Here is a 20,488-nt window from a genome sequence, read left to right on the forward strand (position 1 = left end):
GACGGCAGGGTCAGCGGGGCCGGGCCGGCCAGCCCGGGCCAGCCGGCGTCGCGGGGCCGCAGCCGGGCCGCGGCCAGGGTGGCCTCGACCAGTCCCGCCACGTCGCGGGCCCGGGTGGTGGACGCGGACGCGGTGCGCCCGCCGTCGACGGTCAGCTGCAGGTGCAGGGTGCGACGGCTCTCGGCCGTGTTCTGGTGGATGGCCGACCCCGCGAACCGGGTGAGCGCCAGGTCGCCGTCCTCCACCCGGACGACGGCCCCGGCGTCCGGCCCGGCCTGCCGCCGGACCTGGTCCAGCAGCTCCGCTGCGATGTCCTCGGCGCTCACCCGCGCACCCCCACCCGGACGTCGGTGAACCGGGCCGGGGCCGCGCCGTGGCCGGTGTGCCCGACCTGGCCGGGCTGGCCCTTGCCGCAGTTGGGCGTGCCCCAGGCCCGCCACTCCTCGCCGCCGGCCAGCATGTCCAGCGACGCCCAGAACTGCGGGCCGATCCCGGTGTAGGTGGGGTTGCGCAGCATCCGACCGCGACGGCCGTCCCTGATCTCGTAGCCGATCTCGCAGCCGAACTGGAAGTTCAGCCTGCGGTCGTCGATGGACCAGGAGCGGTTGTGCTCCATGAGCACGCCGTCGTCGGTGGCCGCCACGATCTCCTCGAGGGAGTGCGGGCCGGGCTCGAACCCGACGTTGGTCATCCGGACCATCGGCATCCGGGCGTAGCCGTCGGCCCGCACCGAGCCGGTGTCGGTGAGCCCGGCGACGGCGGCGGAGTCGCGCCCGCCGAGCACGCCGACCCAGATGCCGTCGCGGACGGCGTACCGGCGCTGGGCCGGGGTGCCCTCGTCGTCGTAGCCGAACGAGCCCAGCGCGCCGGGGATCGTGGGGTCGATGGTGATGGTCATCAGCTCCGACCCGTAGCGCAGCGAGCCCAACCGGTCCAGGTCGAGCCAGGACGTACCGGCGTAGGCGGCCTCCCAGCCGAGGATGCGGTCCAGCTCGACCGCGTGGCCGACCGACTCGTGGATCTGCAGCGACAGCTGCTCCCCGCCCAGCACCAGCGTGGTGCGGCCGGACGGGCACGGGGGAGCGGTGAGCAGCGCCGTGGCCTCGGCGGCGATGCGCTCGGCGTGGGCGGGCAGGTCGAGTTCGCGGACCAGCTCGAAGCCCCGGGTGCCGTACTGGCCGCGGAAGGCGGGGTAGGAGCGGCGCTGGGTCTCGTCCTCCCCGACGGTGATGCAGTGCATGCCGGCGCCGCACTCGCGGATGTGCTGCCCGATCCGGGCGCCCTCGCTGGAGACGAAGGCGGTGCGGGTGTCCCACGCCTGGTACAGCGCCTCGGCGACGGCCACCCCTGCCGCGCGCATGGTCGCGGTGACCCCGGTGAGCAGGTCGCCCTTCTCGGCCAGCGACACCGCGAAGGGGTCCTCGGCGCAGTCGCTGGCCCAGGTGTCCACGTGCGCCTGCGCCGGCACCAGGTCGACGTCCGGCCCCGCGACGGCCGCCGACGCCCGCGCGATCGCGGTCGCCCGGGCGCCGGTCGCGCGGCAGGCGGCGTCCCCGTCGGGGTCGCCCAGGGCCGCGAAGCCCCAGGAGGACCCGACCAGGGCGCGGACGCCGAGGCCCGCGGTGGTGCTCTGGTCCAGGGTGCGGACGTCGCCGTCGCGGGCGGTCATCGACTCGGTGCGGCGGTCGACCAACCGGGCGTCGGCGTAGCGCGCGCCGGCGGCCAGGGCGGCCTCGACGGCGGCCGCGGCGGCGTCGTACGCGGTCGCGGGGACGGGGACATCGTGAGCCTTGCTCATCATCGCCCCCATCGTCGCCCCGCCGGGTGGCGACCACAAGACCCCGGACAGCACGGAGGGCCGCCCCGCGGTGCGGGACGGCCCTCCGGTGAGCGGCCTACTTGAAGATGTCCTTGACCTTCTCGCCGGCCTGCTTGGTGTTGGCGCTGGTCTGGTCGGCCTGGCCCTCGGCGGCGAGGCGGTCGTTGTCGGTCGCGTTGCCGGCGGCCTCCTTGCCCTGACCCAGCAGCTCCTCGGCCTTGTTCTTGATCTTGTCCACGGCGCTCATGGGGTTCTCCCTCGCGGTCGGTGTGCGGTCGGGAGGGGTCCTACCCCCGACCCCACCTGTCACACGCGGGATCGACGACGGATCCGCCCGGGATCGGCGCAGCCCCCTGGGATCGGTCCCATACCACGGCGCTGCTCGTCGCAGGCAGGTTCTCCGCCTGGTGCAGGATGCAACACATCCGCCCCGAGGCCCGCCCGGCCGCAGGAAATCCAGCTGTCACACCCCTGTGACGTGCTCGTTCCGGCGTAATGCTGTGCATTCCCTGCAAGTCGTGAGCCCAGGTCACAAATCGGTGACGGCCGTGGACGCCCCCCACCGGTCTGCCTAGTGTCCTCCTGGTCGTACCCGGACCGACAGCTGTCGGCCAGGTCCGGCGAGGCTCGTCCACAGTCCGGTCCGGGTGCCGATCGTGCCCGGACGGGCAGACCAGGTCAGTTCCCCCCGCTCCGGCGGGTCGAGGGAGGCATTCGAACGTGAAGTTCAGCAAGCGCGGCGCAGCGCTCCTCGCGACCGGCATCGCCGGCGCGATGGTGCTGTCGGCCTGCGGAGGCGGCAGCAGCAGCGGCGGGGGCGGTGAGTCCGGGTCCTCCGGGCAGGGCCGCGTCGTCTTCGGTGAGTCCACGGACTTCCCGGAGAACCTCTTCCCCTACATCGCGGCGGGCAACGCCACCTCCGTGGCCAACCTGCTCATCCGTGTCCTCCCCGGCCCGTACGTGGTCGAGCCGGACTTCAGCGTGAAGTGGGACCAGGACCTGCTGGCGTCGGAGCCGGAGCTGGACACCTCGGGCGGTGGCCAGGTCAACACCTACGAGATCAACCCCGACGCGGTGTGGAGCGACGGCACCCCGATCACGGCGGCCGACTTCGAGTTCACCTGGCGGATGAGCCGCTCCGGTGACCCGGCCGACGGCGGTTGCGCCTCCCTGCTGTCGACCACCGGCTACGAGCAGATCGGCTCGGTCGAGGGCTCCGGGGACGGCGACAGGACCGTCACCGTCACCTACGACACCCCGTTCTCCGACTGGCAGTCGCTGTTCGGCAACCTGCTGCCGGCGCACCTGATGGACAACGAGGACCCTGTCGCGCTCTGCGACACGATCACCAACGGCTGGCCGATCGCCGACGGCATCGTCGACGACATCTCCGCCGGTCCGTGGCAGATCAAGAAGGAGAACATCGACGTCGGCGGCCAGATCGTCGTCCTGACGCCGAACCCGGAGTGGTGGGGCGAGCCGACCGGGCTGGCCCAGCTGGTCGTGCAGAACATCGGCAACGACCCGACCACGGCGGTGCAGGGCATCCAGTCCGGCGAGCTCGGCGTGATCTACCCGCAGCCGCAGCTGGACCTGGTCGACCAGGTGCAGGGTCTGGAGCCCAACGTCTCCAGCGCCGTCAACTTCGGTCTGTCCTTCGAGCACCTGGACTTCAACACCACCTACGGGCCGCTCGGCGACCTGGCCGTGCGGCAGGCCTTCACCATGGCCCTCAACCGGCAGGAGATCGTCGACCAGACCGTCGGCCAGTTCTCCTCCGACGCGCAGGTGCTGGAGAACCGGATCTACTTCAACAACCAGCCGCAGTACCAGGACACCGCGCCTGACCAGTACAAGACGCAGAACACCGCGCTGGCCAAGCAGACCCTGGAGGGCGACGGCTGGGTCCTGGGGGCCGACGGCGTCTACGCCAAGAACGGCCAGCGGCTGACGGTGCAGATCGACACCACCGCCAACAACCCGCTGCGCCAGACCACCATCGAGGTCATGATCCCGCAGCTGGCCCTGGCCGGCATCGAGGCGACGTTCAACGCCAACCCGGACATCTTCGCCGGTGCGGACAAGCCGACCTCGCTGGAGGCCGGTGGCTTCCAGGCGGCGCTCTTCGCCTGGGTCGGGTCGCCGTTCCGCGGCGCCACGCAGTCGATCTACCAGTCGCCGCAGGGTGACAACATCGGGCAGAACTACTCCCGCCAGGGCACCCCGGAGATCGACGCCCTGTTCCAGCAGTTCCAGGTCGAGCCCGACCCCGACAAGCAGGCCGAGCTGGGCAACCAGATCGACGCCCTGCTCTGGGGCCAGGTCGCCACGGTGCCGCTGTACCAGAAGCCCACGTTCATCGCCTACCAGAGCTCGATCAGCAACGTCGAGGACAACTCGACGCAGGCCGGCCCGCTCTGGAACTCCGACACGTGGACCACGCAGTGACCCGCTGACCACCTGGTCGGCATGATCCACCGCACCACCTGATCGCAGATCGCAGTCACGGCCCCCGGGGGCACCCCCCGGGGGCCGTGCTGTGTCCGCGATGTGTACGTCCCCAGCTGACCAGGTCGTCCCGACCGGACGACTTCCGCTCACGGCGTAAGGTCCCCGCATGTTCTTCTTCACGATCCGACGGGTCATCGCATCCGTCTTCGTGTTGCTCGCCAGCTCGTTCCTGGTGTTCGCGCTCTGCGCGGCGAGCTTCGACCCGCTGTCGAAGTACTACACGCAGAACCCCCGGCCCCCGGAGTCGTTCTTCAACAACCTCCGTGAGCAGCTCGGGCTCAACGACAACTTCTTCGTCCGGTACTGGCGCTGGCTCTCCGGCGTGGTCACCGGCAACTTCGGCGAGACCATCAACGGCACGCCGGTGAGCGAGCAGCTGCCCGGCCGCCTGATGGTGACCGGCCGGATGATCGTGCTGGCGATCATCATCGCGGTGGTCCTCGCGGTGATCGTGGGCGTCATCGGCGCCGTCCGGCAGTACAAGCCGTCCGACTACGCCTTCACCTTCCTGGCGTACCTGCTGATCGCGCTGCCGACCTTCTGGTTCGCCGCGATCCTCAAGGAGTTCGTCGCCGGCGGGGTCAACGACATCTTCGGCCGACAAGTGCTCTACACGATCGGTGAGGAGACACCGGGGCTCTCGCTCTACGCCTCGGGCTGGGAGCTGTGGAGCGACCGCATCGGTCACCTGGTGCTGCCCACCATCAGCCTGGCGCTGCTGTCCTTCGCCGCGTGGAGCCGCTTCCAGCGCTCGGCGATGCTCGACGTGCTCGGGTCGGACTACATGCGGCTGGCTCGCGCGAAGGGTCTGCCCTACCGCCGCGTGGTCATGAAGCACGGCCTGCGCAACGCCCTCATCCCGCTGACCACCGTCGTGGCGCTGGGCATCGGCACGCTGTTCGGCGGCGCGGTGATCACCGAGCAGGTCTTCGTCTGGCACGGCATGGGCGAGTACCTGCTGCAGGACGGCATCGGCCAGAACGACATCAACGTCGTCCTGGGCTGGCTGCTGGTCAGCGCCGTGTTCGTGGTGGTCTTCAACCTCGTCGCCGACGTCCTGTACGCGGTCCTCGACCCGCGCATCCGCCTGTCCTGACCGGCTGAGAGGACCTCCCATGGCCACCACCCAGGCCGCCGCCGAGGCGGCCGTCCCCGCAGAGCCCGGCGCCCCCGTCGGCGGCGGCGTCGAGCGCGAGTTCACCGTCAAGGCCCGCAGCCAGCGGCAGCAGATCGTCCGGCGCTTCCTGCGCAACAAGGTCGGCATGACCGGCCTGGTCGTCTTCGTCCTGCTGCTGGCCTTCGGCTTCCTGGGCCCGCTGGTCTACACGACCAGCTACGCCACCCAGAACTCCGGCGCCCAGTCGGTGCCCCCCGGGACCCTGGGCTACCCGCTGGGCAGCGACGCCATCGGCCGTGACCTGCTGGCCGGCCTCATGCAGGGTGTGCAGCGCTCGCTGTTCATCGTGCTGCTGTTCGTCGTCATCGCCCTGCCGCTGGGCCTGCTGGTCGGCGCACTGGCCGGCTACTTCGGCAAGTGGGTCGACAGCGTCCTCATGCGCCTGGTCGACCTGATCCTGACCGTGCCGCTGCTGGTCGTGCTCATCGTCGTGGCCAGCAACTTCCCCTCCAGCCGCACGCCGCTGGGCGTCGGCATCATCCTGGGGCTGTTCGGCTGGCTGGACCTGGCCCGCATCGTGCGCAGCCAGTTCCTCTCGCTGCGCGAGAAGGAGTACGTCGAGGCCGCGCACGCCCTGGGCGCCTCGAACACCCGGATCATCTTCAAGCACCTGATCCCGAACGCGCTGGGGTCGCTGATCGTCTGGACGACGCTGGCCGCGGCCACCGCGATCATCCTCGAGGCGTCGCTGACCTACCTCGGGTTCGGTGTGAACGGGGCCAACCAGACCTCCCTGGGCCGCCTGGTCTCCGACGGGGTGCAGGCCACCACGACCCGGCCCTGGCTCTTCTACTTCCCCGGCATCACGCTGTTGGTCATCGTGCTGTCGATCAACCTGATCGGCGACGGGATCCGCGATGCCTTCGACCCGAGCAACCGCCGCGTGCGGGCCTGAGGGGCTAGTCCATGACGATCAAGGAAGACACCGATCCCGCGGCGCCGCTGCTGGCCGTCGAGGACCTCAACGTCCGGTTCCCGACCGAGGACGGGCTGGTGCACGCCGTCCGCGGGGTGGACTACACCCTGCGCTCGGGTGAGGTGCTGGGCATCGTCGGCGAGTCCGGGTCGGGCAAGTCGGTGACGTCGCTGGCCGTGATGGGGCTGCTGCCGGCCTCCGCGCGGGTCAGCGGCTCGGTGAAGTACCGCGGCCAGGAACTGCTCGGGCAGGGCGACCGGGCGATGTCCCGGGTGCGCGGCAAGGGCGTGTCCATGATCTTCCAGGACCCGATGACCTCGCTGGACCCGGTCTACCGGGTGGGCTACCAGATCGAGGAGACGCTGCGGGTCCACGACAAGAAGCTCTCCTCCCAGGCCGCGCAGGCCCGGGCCGCCGACCTGCTGGGCATGGTCGGCATCCCCAACGCCGCGGAGCGGGTGCGGTCCTACCCGCACGAGTTCTCCGGCGGCATGCGCCAGCGCGTGGTCATCGCCATCGCGATGGCCAACCAGCCCGACGTGATCATCGCCGACGAGCCGACGACGGCCCTCGACGTGACCGTGCAGGCGCAGATCCTCGAGGTGCTGCAGACCGCGCTGTCCGAGACCGGTGCGGCGATGGTGCTCATCACCCACGACCTGGGTGTGGTCGCCGGCATCGCCGACCGGGTGCTGGTCATGTACGCCGGCCGGCCGGTCGAGATCGGCGGGGTCGAGGACATCTACTACGAGCCGCGGATGCCCTACACGCTGGGCCTGCTCGGCTCGCTGCCCCGGCTGGACTCCTCCACCAAGCAGCGGCTCACCCCCATCAAGGGCTCGCCGCCCTCGGTGGTCAACATGCCCCCGGGGTGCCCCTTCGCGCCGCGCTGCCCGCTGCACGTGGCCGAGTGCGACGTCACCGAGCCCGAGCCGGCCGACGTCGGCGGTGGGCACACCGCGGCCTGCATCCGCGTCGACGAGGTGGCCAAGGCCCACGGCGAGGCGTCGACGGTGTTCGACGCCGCGGACGACGACGATGACGACGACGTCCCGACCGGTGACGGCCGCGCTGCCGCCGTGGCCGCGGCCGCCGGCACCGCCGACGACGGGGCGCCCGGCGACCCGGTCGGCGAGCGCACCGACCCCACCCCGCAGCCGGGCACCGGCTCGCTGCTGGAGCCGACCGCGAGCCCGAGCACGGACGGAGACCGGCGATGACCGCCACCCGAGAGCCCATCCTGAGCGTCCGCGGCCTGGAGAAGCACTTCCCGATCAAGGGCGGCGGGCTGATCAAGCGCACCGTCGGCGCCGTGCGCGCCGTCGACGGGCTGGACCTGGACCTCTACCCCGGTGAGGTGCTCGGCCTGGTCGGGGAGTCCGGCTGCGGCAAGTCGACCACCGGCCGGGCCATCCTCAACCTGCAGCCGGCCACCGGTGGCTCGGTGACGTTCCAGGGGCGCGAGCTGGTGGGCCTGGGCCGCAAGGAGATGCGGCCCCTGCGCCGGGACATCCAGATCGTGTTCCAGGACCCCTACGCCTCGCTGAACCCGCGGCTGCCCGTCTTCGACATCGTGGCCGAGCCGCTGATCATCCACGGCCTGACCAAGGACGAGGCCGAGCTGCGCGAGCGGGTGCGCACCCTGGTGGAGACCGTCGGCCTGAACCCCGAGCACACCAACCGCTACCCGGCGGAGTTCTCCGGTGGTCAGCGCCAGCGCATCGGCATCGCCCGCGCGCTGGCCCTGGAGCCCAAGGTGCTGGTGCTCGACGAGCCGGTGTCGGCGCTGGACGTGTCCATCCAGGCGGGTGTGATCAACCTGCTGGAGGACCTCAAGGAGCGGCTGGGCCTGTCCTACCTGTTCATCGCGCACGACCTGTCGGTGGTCCGGCACATCTCCGACCGCGTCGCCGTCATGTACCTCGGCAAGATCATCGAGGTGGCTCCGCGGGACGAGCTGTTCGACCGGCCCACCCACCCCTACACCCAGGCCCTGCTGTCGGCGATCCCGCTGCCCGACCCGCGCCGCGAGCGCAACCGGCAGCGGATCATCATCACCGGTGACGTGCCGAGCCCGGCCAACCCGCCCTCGGGCTGCCGGTTCCGCACCCGCTGCCAGAAGTTCGCGGGCGTGCTGAACGAGGCCCAGCGCGAGAAGTGCATGACCGTCGAGCCGCCGCTGGAGTCCCGCGGCCCCGCCCATCAGAGCGCCTGCCACTACGCCGAGGCGCAGCGGATCCTGTAGGGGATCATGGCCGGGTGGCCCCGTCTGACCGTCGTCTCCTGCTCGTGCACGCCCACCCCGACGACGAGTCGATCAACAACGGGGCCACCATGGCGCGCTACGTCGCCGAGGGCGCGCACGTCACCCTGCTCACCTGCACGCTGGGGGAGGAGGGCGAGATCCTCGTCCCGGAGCTGGCCGGGCTGGCCGCCGACCAGGCCGACCAGCTCGGCGGGTACCGCATCGTCGAGCTGGAGCGGGCGATGGCCGCCCTGGGCGTGACCGACCACCGCTTCCTCGGCGGCACCGGCCGCTGGCGGGACTCCGGCATGGTCGGCACCCCGGCCAACGCCCACCCCCGGGCGTTCTGGAACGCCGACCTCGACGAGGCCGTGGCCGCCGCCGTGGCCGTGCTGCGGGAGGTCCGGCCCCAGGTCGTGGTCGGCTACGACGAGCACGGCGGGTACGGCCACCCCGACCACGTGCAGGCCCACCGGGTGACCATGGCCGCTGCCGACGCCGCGGCCGATGCCGGGTACCGGCCGGACCTGGGCGAGCCGCACCACGTGGCCAAGCTCTACTGGACCTGCGTGCCCGTGTCGGTGCTGCAGCAGGGCCTGGACGCCCTGGCCGCCGCCGGCACCGGGTACGACGGCGTCACCGACGCCCGGGAGATCCCCTTCGCCGCCGAGGACGCCGACGTCAGCTGCGAGCTCGACGGCGCCGCCTTCCGCGGGGAGAAGGCCGCCGCGATGGCCGCGCACGCCACCCAGCTGACCCTGGACGGCGACTTCTTCGCGCTGTCGAACAACCTCGGCCAGGAGGTCCTCACCACCGAGTACTACCGCCTGGTGCGTGGCGAGCGCGGGCCCGGCGACGGGCCGCACGGCTGGGAGACCGACCTGTTCGCGGGCCTGTGAGCGGCCTGCGCACCACCGGCTGGGCGCTGCTGGCCGTCGCCGTCGCCTTCTGGCTGGCGGTGGTGGAGGTGTTCTGGCTGCCGCTGCGGGTCGGGTCGGTGCCCGTGCCGCTGTCGGTGGTCGGTGCTGGGGTGGGCAACCTGATGCTGGTCGCGTGGGCGCACCGGCTGTCGGGGTCCCGGCTGGTCGCCGTCCTGCCGGTGGTGACCTGGCTGGTCGTGGCGGTCGGCGCCTCGGTGCGCCGGCCGGAGGGCGACCTGGTGATCACCGGGGCGACCACCGCGACCCAGGTCGTGGGCCTGGCGTTCCTGCTGGTCGGGGTGCTCTTCGGTTCCTTCGCGGTCGGGCGCGCGCTCAGCCGCGGCGGTAGTGGTAGCGGTGGTGCTCGATGAAGCCCAGCCGGCGGTACAGGGCCCGGGCGGGCGCGTTGCCGGCGACCACCTGCAGGTAGCACCAGCGGGCCCCGGCGTCGACGGCCCAGGACTGCAGCGCCCGGGTCAGCGACGTGGCCAGCCCGCCGCGCCGGGCGCGCTCGGCGACGGTGACCGCGGTGATGCCGAGCCAGTCGTCGGTCAGCACCCCGCGGGCGACCGCCACCACCGCGCCGTCGTCCTCCCGGACCGAGGCGAAGGCCAGCCGGTCGGCGCCGGTGAGCACGGCCCGCGCCCCGGGCGGGAGCGGGTCGCCGCCGTGCTGCCGGGCGGCGTCCAGCCAGGCGTCGTCGGGCACCGGTGCCAGCTCGACGCGGGGAGGGGGACCGATCGGGTCCAGCTCGGTGGTGAGCACCAGGGTGTCCTCGTCGCGCTCCCAGCCGGCGGCGGCGAAGGCGGCATCGGCCGGGCGGGCCTGCCGGCCGGGCAGCTGCACGCAGGGCCGCAGCCCGCGGTCGCGGTACCAGTCCCCGACGGCGGCGACCGCGTCGGGCAGCGGCACCCCCGGGTCGCCGACGGCGAGCGCGGAGTGCGCCCGGCTGGAGTACCCGGCGCCCCCGGCCCGCAGCAGCCACGCGCCCAACTGCTGCACCTCGCCGCCGCGCCACCCGCGCGCGGCGAGCAGTTCGAGCTCGACGACGTCGAGCGGGCTGCGGCGCTGACCCACGGCTCCTCCTCGGTCCGACCCGGTGGGGTGGTGAGGCGACCCTGGTCTCGCTGGGCCCCGTCCCCGGACCCATACTGGTGCCACCCAGAAGCGCTCTGGCCCGCACCCCGGAGGGACCCCCGTGACCTACGTCATCACCCAGGCATGCGTCGACGTCCTCGACAAGGCGTGCATCGACGAGTGCCCGGTGGACTGCATCTACGAGGGCGACCGGATGCTCTACATCCACCCCGACGAGTGCGTGGACTGCGGCGCCTGCGAGCCGGTCTGCCCGGTCGAGGCCATCTACTACGAGGACGACGTCCCGGACAAGTGGAAGGACTTCTACAACGCCAACGTGGAGTTCTTCTCCGAGCTGGGCAGCCCCGGCGGCGCGGCCCGCACCGGCAAGGTCGGCAAGGACCACCCGCTGGTCGCGGCGCTGCCGCCGCAGGGGGAGTGACCTCCCGCTCGCTGCCGGACTTCCCCTGGGACTCGCTCCGGCCGGCCCGCGCGCGGGCGGCCGAGCACCCGGGGGGCACGGTGGACCTGTCGATCGGCACGCCGGTCGACCCCACACCCGACGTGCTGCGGACGGCGCTGGCCGACGCCGCCGACGCCCCCGGCTACCCGACCGCGCTGGGGACCGCTGACCTGCGCACCGCCGCGGCCGGCTGGTTGTCCCGCCGCCTCGGCGTGCAGCTGGCCGACCCGCTGGGTGCGCTGCCGTCGGTCGTCCCGACCGTCGGCTCCAAGGAGCTCGTCGCGCTGCTGCCCACCCTGCTGGGCCTGCGGGCCGGCACGGTCGTCATCCCCGAGGTCGCCTACCCCACCTACGAGGTCGGCGCGGTCGTGGCCGGCCTGCCGGTGGTGCGCAGCGACACCCCGCCGGACGCCGTCGCCGACCCGGCGCTGGTCTGGCTGAACTCCCCGGGCAACCCGCACGGCCGGGTGCTGTCGCCCGAGCAGCTGCGCGCCTGGGTGGCGTGGGGCCGCGAGCGCGGCGTGCCCGTGGTCGCCGACGAGTGCTACGTCGAGCTGGGCTGGGACGCCGCCCCCACCTCGGTGCTGCACCCGTCCGTCTCCGGGGGCACCCACGAGGGCCTGCTGGCCGTGCACTCGCTGTCCAAGCAGTCCACCGCGGCGGGCTACCGGGCCGGGCTGCTGTCCGGCGACCCCGCCCTGGTCGGCCGGGTCTGGGAGGCGCGCCGGCACCTGGGCCTGCTGGTGCCCGGACCGGTGCAGGCCGCGATGGTGGCGGCGCTGGCCGACGACGAGCACGTCGAGCTGGCCCGGGCCCGCTACGGCGCCCGGCGCCGGCGGCTGCGCGCGGCGGTGGAGGCCTGGGGCGGGCGGGTCGAGCACTCCGAGGCCGGCCTGTACCTGTGGGTCACCCGGGACGAGGACTGCTGGACGACCGTCGACCGCCTGGCCGACCTCGGCGTCGTCGTGGCCCCGGGGTCGTTCTACGGCCCGGCGGGGGAGCGGCACGTGCGCATGGCGCTGACCGCCACCGACGAGCGGGTGGACGCCGCCGTCGCGCGGCTGTCCTCCTGACCCGACGTCCCTAGACCGCCAGCTGCAGGCGGAGCACCGCGCCGACGTCGTCGGCGGCGTCCTGCGACCAACCGTCGGCCGGCGTCCAGCGCCAGTTGGTGTACTGCACCTCCGTGAGCTGCAGGTTCTGCGCGTGCGCGACGGCCCAGGTGACCTCGGGCCAGCCGGTGACGCCGACCTGCACGACGCCACCGGGCTGCACCGTCGGGGAGCCGGCCTCCCGGCGGACGACGTCGGCGACCGCGGCGGCCCGGTCGTCCACCGGCCCGGCCGCCTGCGGGGGCGAGTAGGTGCACGACAGGGCGGCGGGGGTGGTCGCCAGCAGGGCGCCCGCCAGCGTCGTGCCCATCTCCTCCCACTGCTGGTAGGCCTCGGGGAACCCGGACCGCTGCACGGTCTGCGCGACCTCGGTGAGCCGGCCGGTCTCCCAGCCGGGGACCTCGACCAGGCCGTCGAGGAACTTCCCCGTCGCGTAGACCGGGTCCTGCACCTGCTCCGGCGACCCCCAGCCCTGCGAGGGCCGCTGCTGGAACAGGCCGAGGGAGTCGCGGTCGCCGTAGGCGAGGTTGCGCAACCGGGACTCCTGCTGGGCGGTGGCCAGCGCGATCACGGTGGCCCGCTCGGGCAGCCCGCGGCTGCGCGCGACGGCGGCGATGGTGGCGGCGTTGGCCGCCTGCTCGTTGGTGATGGTCAGCGCCGACCCGGCGACCGTGCAGCGACCGGCCACCGGCGGCACCCCCTGGCTGTCGGTGTCCCAGGACAGGCCGACGACGGCCACCACGACGACCAGCAGCGGGGCCCACAGCCCGGCCATCCGGCCGGCGCGCTTCTTCCGGCGTCGGGCGGGCGGACGCGGACGCGGGCGCGGGCGGGGCCGCTGGGCCGCCGTCCGTGCGCTGGTCACCGTTCCCAGGGTAGGTGGGGCGCGCGCGATGCCCTGTCCGGACACGGCGGTGCTGGCTAGCCTCTGCGCCGTGACCGACCACCTGCTGCCCGGAGTCCGCGCCACGAAGGTCGGGACCGACCGGCTGACCCAGCAGGTGCTGCACCGCGAGGACGTCGACCCCCACGGCGGCGGCGAGGTGGTGCTGCTGGTGCACGGCAACGTCAGCTCGGCCCTGTTCTGGCAGCAGCCGCTGCTGGCGCTGGAGGGCCCGTGGCGGGTGCTGGCGGTCGACCTGCGCGGCTTCGGCGGCACCGACCCGGCCCCGGTCGACGCCACCCGCGGCGTGCGCGACTGGTCCGACGACCTCGAGGCGCTGGTCACCGCGCTGGGTGCCGACAGCGTGCACCTGGTCGGCTGGAGCATGGGCGGCGGCGTGGTGCTGCAGCACCTGCTCGACCACGCCGACCGGGTCGGGTCGGTCACCCTCGTGGCGCCGGTCTCGCCGTTCGGCTTCGGCGGGACGGCGGGCCCCGACGGCCACCGCGTGCACCCCGACGGCACCGGTGCCGGCGCCGGCGGGGCCAACCCGGACTTCGTCGCGGCACTGGCCGCCGGGGACACCACCGCCGACGCGCCCACCAGCCCGCGCTCGATCCTCCGGGCCTTCTACGTGGCGCCGGGCAGCCTGCCGGTCGACGAGCAGCTGGAGGACGTCTACGTCGCCTCCATGCTCACCACCCGCACCGGCGAGGACCACTACCCCGGCGACGTCGTGGCCGCCGACGCCTGGCCGGGCGCAGCGCCGGGCAGCCGCGGGGTGCTGAACACCATGGCCCCGACGGTCATGGACCTCTCGGGCATCACCGAGCTGCCGGTCAAGCCGCCGGTGCTGTGGGTCCGGGGCGACGCCGACCAGATCGTCAGCGACACCTCCGCCTTCGACCTGGCGTTCCTCGGCTCGATCGGCGCGGTGCCCGGCTGGCCCGGCGCGGAGGCCTTCCCGCCCCAGCCGATGGTCACCCAGACCCGCACCGTGCTCGACCGCTACGCCGCCAGCGGCGGGTCCTACCGCGAGGTCGTGCTGCCCGGGGTCGGCCACTCCCCGCACGTGGAGCGGCCCCAGGAGTTCGTCGTCGCCGTCCTGGAGCACCTCACCGCGCCGCCGGCGGAGCCCGCCGGCCTCACCTGAGGTGGACGACGACCCCGGCCGCGTCCTCGCCGGGCGGCCGCCCGGTCCAGGCCTCCTCGACCGCGACCACGGTCAGCCCGGCGTCGAGGGCCAGTGCCCGGAGGTCGTCGACGGTCAGGTGACGTACGCGGTCGACCCGGTGTGACCCGTCGCCCATCACGAAGTCGAAGACGAGCAGGCCGGTGGCCGGGTCGACCCAGGACTCCACCGAACCCTCCTCGCCGGGCCCCCAGGTGACCGGCCGGGGTCCGACCGGGCGCGGGAGAGCGAGCACCCCCATCTCCACGAGGAGGGTGCCTCCCGGGAGCAGCAGCCCGCCTGCACTGCGCAGCGCGGCGACCTGGCGCTGCGCCGTCGGCAGCATCCAGATGCTGTTGCAGGCGATGAGGACCACCCCGTAGCGCCGTTCGTCGACGACGGCGTCCATGCTCTCGACCCGGCTCCGCACGAGTTCGGCGCCTGGCTTGGACCGGAGCACGGCGACCATCTCGGGGGACACGTCGCTCGCGGTGACGTCGAGCCCGGCCTGGGCGAGGGGGATGGCGAGCCGGCCGGTACCGGCGGCGAGCTCGAGCACCGGTCGCCCGGCCGCGAGCGCGACGACCCGTCCCACCAGGGCGGTCACCGTGCTGGTGTCCTCCCAGCGGTCGTAGTCGGCCGCCCAGACCCGGCCGTACTCGGTGTCCGGGTCATCGGGTGTCGTCGCCACCGGGCTCTGGCCGGTCAGTTGGCGTGCAGGGCGGCGTTGAGCGCGCCCCAGTCGCCGTCGCGAGGCAAGGCCTCCAGCGCGCCGGACACCGAGTTGCGGCGGAACAGCAGCCCGGGCTTCCCGGACAGCTCCACCGCCTTGACCACCGACCCGTCGGGCAGCGTCACCCGCGAGCCGGCGGTGACGTAGCAGCCGGCCTCGACCACGGACTTGTCGCCGAGGGAGATGCCGATGCCGGCGTTGGCGCCCAGCAGGCAGCCGGACCCGATCGACACGACCTGCTTCCCGCCGCCGGACAGCGTGCCCATGATCGAGGCGCCGCCGCCGACGTCGGAGTCCGCGCCCACCACCACACCGGCGGAGATGCGGCCCTCCACCATGGAGGGGCCGAGCGTCCCGGCGTTGAAGTTCACGAAGCCCTCGTGCATGACCGTGGTGCCCTCGGCCAGGTGCGCACCCAGTCGCACCCGGTCGCCGTCGCCGATGCGCACGCCGGAGGGGAGCACGTAGTCGACCATCCGAGGGAACTTGTCGACGTGGGTGACGGTGACGTGCCCGTGCGCGGCCCGCACCTTCGCCGCGCGCACCGGCGTCCAGTCCGCGGCCTCGACCGGGCCGGCCGTCGTCCAGGCGACGTTGGTGAGCAGGCCGAACTGGCCGTCCAGGCTGAGCCCGTGCGGACGGACGAGGCGGTGGGAGAGCAGGTGCAGCCGGAGGTAGACGTCGTGGGCGTCCACCGGCGCGGCCGCGAGGTCGGCGATCGTCGTCCGGACGCCGACCACCTCGACGCCCCGGGCGTCGTCCACGCGCACCAGGGACCCGAAGTCCGGGCCCAGCTCGCCCTCCAGCTCCAGGGTGCCCAGCCGCTCGGTGCCCGTGCCGCCGTCCACCGCGCCCAGCGCGGGGGAGGGGAACCAGGTGTCGAGGACGACGCCGGCGGTGGTCACGGTGGCCAGGCCGACGGCGGTGGCGCCGGTGGGTGCATCAGTCACGGGGCCCGAGCGTAGGCGACCGTAGGCTGCCGCCCGTGACCGTTCCGGCCCTCGACCTGACCGCCGACGTCCTCACCCTCACCCGGGCCCTGGTCGACGTCCCGTCCGTCTCGGGCACCGAGGAGCCGCTGGCCGACGCCGTCGAGGCGGCGCTGCGCGGCCTCGGCGGCCTGGAGGTGGTCCGGATCGGCAACTGCGTGCTGGCCCGAACCGACCTCGACCGCGACACCCGCGTCGTGCTCGCCGGCCACCTGGACACCGTGCCGATCGCCGACAACGTGCCCAGCCGGGTGGAGACCGTGGACGGCGAGGAGCGGCTGTACGGCTGCGGCACCAGCGACATGAAGGCGGGCGATGCGCTGATGCTGCGGGTCGCCGGGCTCCTCGGCGTCCCCGGCGCGCAGCCCGCGCACGACCTGACGTTCGTGTTCTACGACAACGAGGAGGTCGAGGCCGTGAAGAACGGTCTCGGCCGGGTGGCCCGCGAGCTGCGCGGCTGGCTGTACGGCGACCTCGCCATACTGCTCGAGCCCACCGACGGCGACGTCGAGGGCGGCTGCCAGGGCACGATGCGCGTCGTCCTCACCGTGCCCGGCGAGCGGGCGCACAGCGCGCGGTCCTGGCTGGGCCGCAACGCCATCCACGGGGCCTCGTCGATCCTGGCCGTCCTGGAGGCCTACGAGGCGCGCGAGGTCGAGATCGACGGGCTGCGCTTCCGCGAGGGCCTCAACGCGGTGCGGATCGAGGGCGGGGTGGCCGGCAACGTCGTCCCCGACGAGTGCCGGGTGACCGTGAACTTCCGGTTCGCCCCCGACCGCGACGAGGACGCCGCCGAGGCGCACGTCCGCGAGGTCTTCGCCGACGCGCTCGCCGCCGGGGTCACCCTCGAGGTCACCGACATGTCCGGCGGTGCGCTGCCGGGCCTGTCCGAGCCCGCGGCCGCCGCGTTCGTCGCCGCGGTCGGACGGCCGGCCAGGGCCAAGCTGGGCTGGACCGACGTCGCACGGTTCGCCGCCTTCGGGATCCCCGCGGTCAACTACGGTCCCGGGGACCCGAACCAGGCCCACCAGCGCGGCGAGCACGTCCGGGTCGACCGGCTGCAGCCCGCCGAGGACGCCCTGGTGGCCTTCCTGACCGCACCGACCAGCACGGGGGACACGGCATGAGCGACGACGGTGGACGGCGCGAGCGGCGCCGCACCCGCGGACCGATCCAGCTGCGCGGCGGCGAGCCCGACCCGCGCCGCGAGGGGACGACGACCGACCAGCGGCTGCTGGACTCCCGCGGCCCCTCGGACTGGGTCCACGGGGACCCGTGGCGGGTGCTGCGCATCCAGTCGGAGTTCGTCGAGGGCTTCGGGCTGCTCGCCGAGCTGCCGCGTGCCGTCAGCGTCTTCGGCAGCGCGCGGACCAAGCCCGACGACCCGTTCTACGCCGCCGGCGTCGAGCTCGGCGCGGCGCTGGCGCAGGCCGGGTACGCGGTCATCACCGGCGGCGGCCCGGGCGCGATGGAGGCGGCCAACAAGGGCGCCTGTGAGGCCGGGGGGATGTCGGTCGGGCTGGGCATCGAGCTGCCGTTCGAGCAGGAGCTCAACGAGTGGGTCGACGTCGGCATCTCCTTCCGCTACTTCTTCGTGCGCAAGACGATGTTCGTGAAGTACGCGCAGGCGTTCGTGATCCTGCCCGGCGGCTTCGGCACCCTCGACGAGCTGTTCGAGGCGCTCACCCTGGTGCAGACCACCAAGGTGACCCGGTTCCCGGTGATCCTGTTCGGCAGCGCCTACTGGGCAGGTCTGCTGGACTGGATCCGCGGCACACTGGCCGACCACGCGATGGTCTCGCCCAAGGACCTCGACCTCCTCACGGTCACCGACGACGTCGCCGAGGCCGTGCGCGTCATCCGTGCCGCCGACGCCGCCCGGGAGGCAGCGGGGCAGGACTCCGGCGACCCCGCCCCGGTCGAGGGCTGACCCGGTGATGACGTTCGTCGTCTTCGTCGTCGGCCTGGTGCTTGTCGGCGGGCTGCTGTTCCTCGGCGCCTCGCTGCTGCTGGGCCGCGGGGAGACCCAGCCGCCCGCGGAGCTCGACCGCTCGCCGGTGGAGCTGCCCGACGACCGGCCGGTCACCGGGGACGACGTCCGGGCGCTGCAGGTGTCGGTGACCGTCCGGGGCTACCGGATGACCGAGGTCGACTGGCTCCTGGAGCAGTTGGCGCAGACCATCGACGAGCGCGACGTCGAGATCGCGCAGCTGCGCGCCGCGCAGCCCGCAGAGGACCCTGCTGTGGACGACGAGGAGGACCCGGGTGCCTGAGCTGGTCGAGACCGTGGACGTCGACGCCCCGCGGGAGCAGGTGTTCGCCGCGCTGGTCGACTGGACCACGCAGGGCGAGTGGATGCTGCTCACCGACGTCCGCACCGTCGACGGCCCCGCGCAGGAGGTGGGCGGCCGGATCGAGGCGGTCACCGGCATCCCGCTGCCCGGCGGGCGGCGCCTGGGTGTGCTGGACCGGATGACCATCACCGGCTGGGAGCCGCCGAGCGTGGTGGACGTGCGGCACACCGGGCGCGTGGTGCGGGGCACGGGCAGCTTCCAGGTGCGCGAGCGCGCGGGCGGTGGGTCCACCTTCGTCTGGGTGGAGACCCTCGACCTGCCGCTGGGTGCGCTGGGCCGGCTGGGCTGGCCGCTGGTCAAGCCCGGCTTCGTGGCCGGCGTGCGGCTGTCGCTGAAGCGGTTCGCCCGCTACGCGGAGTCGCGCGCCCGCTGAACGCGGACGGCGGCCCACGCGGCGGACACGGCCAGCACGACGCCGACGACCACCAGCAGGGTCAGGCCGTAGTTGCGCGGCTCGAAGGAGTAGTCGCCGGGGTCGCCGCCGAACCCGAGGAGGAAGGGCAGCGCCACCAGCGACACGGCCCCGCTGACGGCGACCCCCACCACGGCCGGGGCGCGGGCGGGGCGGGGCAGCACCCGGGCCGCCAGCCAGCCTAGGGCGATCCAGACGGGGGCGACGAGCAGGTCGTTGACCAGCGCGGACCCGACGAACCACACCGCCCACGAGCCCAGTGCGCTGGCGCTCAGGTCGGTCCACAGGCCGTAGCCGCCCACCCCGACGGCGACCAGGCCCGGCACCAGGAACAGCCAGCGCCACCACGGGGTCAGCGCCGAGCGCAGGGGCCGGGAATCGTCGGAGACGTACCGGTGGTCCGGCGGCGGCGTGCTCACCCTGGTCACGACCCCACCCCCGCGGCACCCGGTGCGATGCGGCCCAGCCACTTCGTCTGCATCGCACCGGGGCGGTTGGGGGCGATCAGCCGCACCGGGTAGCCGTGGTCGACGTGCAGCTCCTCCCCGTTCAGCCGCAGGGCGAGCAGGGTCTTCTCGCTCGCCGAGTGCGGCTTGGACACGGTGGAGACCCGGTAGGACCCGCCGGTCTGGATGGACTCGACGTGCACCACCGCCCCGCGGGGCAGGCCGGCTGCGGCCAGGACGTCCCGCAGGCGCGGACCGGTCCAGTCGGCGTTGGAGCTCCACCCCTCGACGCAGGCGATGGGCAGCCGTTCGGTGTACTGCGGGAACGCCTGCAGGTCGGCCAGGGTGAGCTCCAGCGGGGTCGGTCCCTCCACGACGAGGCGGTAGGCCGGGTCGACGGCGGTCTCGGTGACCCCGGCGCCCTCGGCCGTCTGGTTGACCGGCAGGTCCTGCGGTCCGTAGCCCGGGATGCGCGGGCTCAGCACCGAGACCTGGGCCAGGGGGGAGACCGTCTGGCCCCACTGGGTGAGCGCCACGGCCCCCGTCGTCGCCACCGCGGCGGCGACGAAGGCGCGGCGGCTGACCGGTCCGGTCTCCTCCGCGTCGGTCTCGTCGTGGACCCGGTCGGCCTCCTCGGGGGCCAGGCCGGCGACCGCGGCGGGGGTGCCGCGACGGGCGAGACCACGCCGGATCTGCGGGGCGTAGGAACCGACGTGGGTCAGCACCGCGCCGACGGCGACCCAGCCGGTCCAGTAGTGCGCCGACCGGAACCCGAAACCGAACGGGTACCACTGGCTGATGTTCACCAGCCCGGTGATCAGCATGAACATCGAGCTGCCCACCAGCACCAGGATGCTGATCCGGCCGACAGCCTTGGCCGGTGTGGCCGCCGGGGGCCAGCTGAACAGCTTCGGGTAGACCGTCCACAGCTTGACCAGCAGCAGCGGGATCAGCGCCAGGCCGACCGCGACGTGGGTGCCCTGGGTGACGCGGTAGAGCCACACCGGACCCGCCGGCCAGACGAACCAGCCCGGTGGGTCCTGGATGAGGTGGCTGACCAGACCGGTCAGGAAGCAGACGACGAACCCCGCACCCAGCCAGACGCCCACGCGGGACGCGCGGCGCTCGGTGTGCAGCGGGCTGGGGAAGGCGTCCTCGCGGAGGGGTCCCCGGCGCAGCGCACCGGGAGGGTCGGGCAGCCTGGCCCCCAGCACCCGGTCCACAGCTCGTGTCACGTGACCTCCTTCCCGGTGCGTTCGT

General features: G+C 73.5%; 23 protein-coding genes. 14 read left to right on the forward strand and 9 right to left on the reverse strand.

The features are described 5' to 3' along the window. From NH342_RS05755 to NH342_RS05765, 3 genes are all read right to left on the reverse strand, one after another. The coding region (locus NH342_RS05755) for a hypothetical protein (RefSeq protein ID WP_253012539.1) at positions 1-326 on the reverse strand (326 nt) is incomplete at its 3' end. After that, complete coding sequence (locus NH342_RS05760) at positions 323-1,801, reverse strand: TldD/PmbA family protein (RefSeq protein ID WP_253012541.1); 1,479 nt, start codon at positions 1,799-1,801, stop codon at positions 323-325. The genes NH342_RS05760 and NH342_RS05755, both read right to left, overlap by 4 nt. A gap of 94 nt (positions 1,802-1,895) precedes the next feature. Continuing rightward, on the reverse strand, positions 1,896-2,066 hold the full coding sequence (locus NH342_RS05765; protein WP_253012543.1) for a CsbD family protein: 171 nt from the start codon (positions 2,064-2,066) through the stop codon (positions 1,896-1,898). A 473-nt stretch (positions 2,067-2,539) separates the two neighbouring features. On the opposite strand from NH342_RS05765, the gene NH342_RS05770 reads away from it, so the two are divergent. From NH342_RS05770 to NH342_RS05800, 7 genes are all read left to right on the forward strand, one after another. Further along, positions 2,540-4,267: an ABC transporter family substrate-binding protein gene (locus tag NH342_RS05770; RefSeq protein WP_253012545.1), complete on the forward strand. Its 1,728-nt coding sequence runs from the start codon at positions 2,540-2,542 to the stop codon at positions 4,265-4,267. Positions 4,268-4,436: 169 nt separating this feature from the next. Further along, positions 4,437-5,426: an ABC transporter permease gene (locus tag NH342_RS05775; protein ID WP_253012547.1), complete on the forward strand. Its 990-nt coding sequence runs from the start codon at positions 4,437-4,439 to the stop codon at positions 5,424-5,426. A gap of 19 nt (positions 5,427-5,445) precedes the next feature. Beyond that, entirely contained in the window at positions 5,446-6,402 is a 957-nt protein-coding gene (locus tag NH342_RS05780) for an ABC transporter permease (RefSeq protein WP_253012549.1), read from the forward strand. A gap of 11 nt (positions 6,403-6,413) precedes the next feature. Next, on the forward strand, positions 6,414-7,643 hold the full coding sequence (locus NH342_RS05785) for an ABC transporter ATP-binding protein (protein WP_253012552.1): 1,230 nt from the start codon (positions 6,414-6,416) through the stop codon (positions 7,641-7,643). Next, on the forward strand, positions 7,640-8,668 hold the full coding sequence (locus tag NH342_RS05790; protein WP_305884851.1) for an ABC transporter ATP-binding protein: 1,029 nt from the start codon (positions 7,640-7,642) through the stop codon (positions 8,666-8,668). The genes NH342_RS05785 and NH342_RS05790 overlap by 4 nt, the downstream gene beginning before the upstream one ends. Positions 8,669-8,682: 14 nt before the next feature. Further along, positions 8,683-9,567, forward strand: a complete 885-nt coding sequence (gene mshB, locus NH342_RS05795) for an N-acetyl-1-D-myo-inositol-2-amino-2-deoxy-alpha-D-glucopyranoside deacetylase (protein WP_253012555.1) — start codon at positions 8,683-8,685, stop codon at positions 9,565-9,567. Continuing rightward, a complete protein-coding gene (locus NH342_RS05800) occupies positions 9,564-9,959 on the forward strand; it encodes a hypothetical protein (RefSeq protein WP_253012557.1) in 396 nt (131 codons plus the stop codon). Before mshB ends, NH342_RS05800 begins: the two co-directional genes overlap by 4 nt. Here NH342_RS05800 and NH342_RS05805 read toward each other — a convergent pair. Then, entirely contained in the window at positions 9,922-10,665 is a 744-nt protein-coding gene (locus tag NH342_RS05805; protein ID WP_253012559.1) for a GNAT family N-acetyltransferase, read from the reverse strand. The genes NH342_RS05800 and NH342_RS05805 overlap by 38 nt on opposite strands. Before the next feature lie 121 nt (positions 10,666-10,786). Here NH342_RS05805 and fdxA point away from each other — a divergent pair, with 121 nt between their 5' ends. Both fdxA and dapC read left to right on the forward strand, forming a co-directional pair. Continuing rightward, positions 10,787-11,107, forward strand: coding sequence for a ferredoxin (gene fdxA / locus NH342_RS05810; RefSeq protein ID WP_091056825.1), 321 nt, complete (start codon positions 10,787-10,789; stop codon positions 11,105-11,107). After that, positions 11,104-12,201, forward strand: a complete 1,098-nt coding sequence (gene dapC, locus NH342_RS05815) for a succinyldiaminopimelate transaminase (RefSeq protein ID WP_253012561.1) — start codon at positions 11,104-11,106, stop codon at positions 12,199-12,201. The genes fdxA and dapC overlap by 4 nt, the downstream gene beginning before the upstream one ends. Positions 12,202-12,211: 10 nt before the next feature. On the opposite strand, the gene NH342_RS05820 is transcribed toward dapC, so the two are convergent. Next, positions 12,212-13,105 (reverse strand): hypothetical protein, encoded by an 894-nt coding sequence (locus NH342_RS05820; RefSeq protein ID WP_253012563.1) that lies wholly within the window; start codon positions 13,103-13,105, stop codon positions 12,212-12,214. A gap of 70 nt (positions 13,106-13,175) precedes the next feature. On the opposite strand from NH342_RS05820, the gene NH342_RS05825 reads away from it, so the two are divergent. Further along, entirely contained in the window at positions 13,176-14,276 is a 1,101-nt protein-coding gene (locus tag NH342_RS05825; protein WP_253012565.1) for an alpha/beta fold hydrolase, read from the forward strand. On the opposite strand, the gene NH342_RS05830 is transcribed toward NH342_RS05825, so the two are convergent. Together NH342_RS05830 and dapD are read right to left on the reverse strand one after the other, a co-directional pair. Beyond that, positions 14,269-14,985 (reverse strand): class I SAM-dependent methyltransferase, encoded by a 717-nt coding sequence (locus NH342_RS05830; RefSeq protein ID WP_253012567.1) that lies wholly within the window; start codon positions 14,983-14,985, stop codon positions 14,269-14,271. The genes NH342_RS05825 and NH342_RS05830 overlap by 8 nt on opposite strands. Positions 14,986-14,999: 14 nt before the next feature. After that, on the reverse strand, positions 15,000-15,977 hold the full coding sequence (dapD, locus tag NH342_RS05835) for a 2,3,4,5-tetrahydropyridine-2,6-dicarboxylate N-succinyltransferase (protein ID WP_253012570.1): 978 nt from the start codon (positions 15,975-15,977) through the stop codon (positions 15,000-15,002). 35 nt (positions 15,978-16,012) lie between these two features. Between dapD and dapE the strand changes: the two genes are divergently transcribed. The 4 genes from dapE to NH342_RS05855 are packed head-to-tail and all read left to right on the forward strand — an operon-like array spanning position 16,013 to position 18,743. Further along, positions 16,013-17,143, forward strand: coding sequence for a succinyl-diaminopimelate desuccinylase (dapE, locus tag NH342_RS05840; protein ID WP_253012573.1), 1,131 nt, complete (start codon positions 16,013-16,015; stop codon positions 17,141-17,143). Continuing rightward, positions 17,140-17,946: a TIGR00730 family Rossman fold protein gene (locus NH342_RS05845; RefSeq protein ID WP_253012576.1), complete on the forward strand. Its 807-nt coding sequence runs from the start codon at positions 17,140-17,142 to the stop codon at positions 17,944-17,946. The genes dapE and NH342_RS05845 overlap by 4 nt, the downstream gene beginning before the upstream one ends. A gap of 7 nt (positions 17,947-17,953) precedes the next feature. Continuing rightward, a complete protein-coding gene (locus NH342_RS05850) occupies positions 17,954-18,289 on the forward strand; it encodes a DivIVA domain-containing protein (protein ID WP_253012579.1) in 336 nt (111 codons plus the stop codon). Then, a complete protein-coding gene (locus tag NH342_RS05855; RefSeq protein WP_253012582.1) occupies positions 18,282-18,743 on the forward strand; it encodes an SRPBCC family protein in 462 nt (153 codons plus the stop codon). Before NH342_RS05850 ends, NH342_RS05855 begins: the two co-directional genes overlap by 8 nt. On the opposite strand, the gene NH342_RS05860 is transcribed toward NH342_RS05855, so the two are convergent. Both NH342_RS05860 and NH342_RS05865 read right to left on the reverse strand, forming a co-directional pair. Then, positions 18,719-19,210, reverse strand: coding sequence for a hypothetical protein (locus NH342_RS05860; RefSeq protein ID WP_253012585.1), 492 nt, complete (start codon positions 19,208-19,210; stop codon positions 18,719-18,721). The genes NH342_RS05855 and NH342_RS05860 overlap by 25 nt on opposite strands. Then, a complete protein-coding gene (locus NH342_RS05865; RefSeq protein WP_253012588.1) occupies positions 19,207-20,463 on the reverse strand; it encodes a molybdopterin-dependent oxidoreductase in 1,257 nt (418 codons plus the stop codon). Before NH342_RS05865 ends, NH342_RS05860 begins: the two co-directional genes overlap by 4 nt. Positions 20,464-20,488: the final 25 nt, after the last annotated feature.

Source organism: Klenkia sp. PcliD-1-E, from assembly GCF_024124375.1.
In the GTDB taxonomy this organism is placed as follows: Bacteria; Actinomycetota; Actinomycetes; order Mycobacteriales; family Geodermatophilaceae; genus Klenkia.

Excerpts from the sequence above, each read along its gene's own strand:
- NH342_RS05760 (WP_253012541.1), bottom strand. The coding sequence starts at position 1,801 with ATGATGAGCAAGGCTCACGATGTCCCCGTCCCCGCGACCGCGTACGAC.
- NH342_RS05765 (WP_253012543.1), bottom strand. The coding sequence starts at position 2,066 with ATGAGCGCCGTGGACAAGATCAAGAACAAGGCCGAGGAGCTGCTGGGT.
- NH342_RS05775 (WP_253012547.1), top strand. The coding sequence starts at position 4,437 with ATGTTCTTCTTCACGATCCGACGGGTCATCGCATCCGTCTTCGTGTTG.
- NH342_RS05780 (WP_253012549.1), top strand. The coding sequence starts at position 5,446 with ATGGCCACCACCCAGGCCGCCGCCGAGGCGGCCGTCCCCGCAGAGCCC.
- NH342_RS05785 (WP_253012552.1), top strand. The coding sequence starts at position 6,414 with ATGACGATCAAGGAAGACACCGATCCCGCGGCGCCGCTGCTGGCCGTC.
- NH342_RS05790 (WP_305884851.1), top strand. The coding sequence starts at position 7,640 with ATGACCGCCACCCGAGAGCCCATCCTGAGCGTCCGCGGCCTGGAGAAG.
- NH342_RS05845 (WP_253012576.1), top strand. The coding sequence starts at position 17,140 with ATGAGCGACGACGGTGGACGGCGCGAGCGGCGCCGCACCCGCGGACCG.
- NH342_RS05850 (WP_253012579.1), top strand. The coding sequence starts at position 17,954 with ATGACGTTCGTCGTCTTCGTCGTCGGCCTGGTGCTTGTCGGCGGGCTG.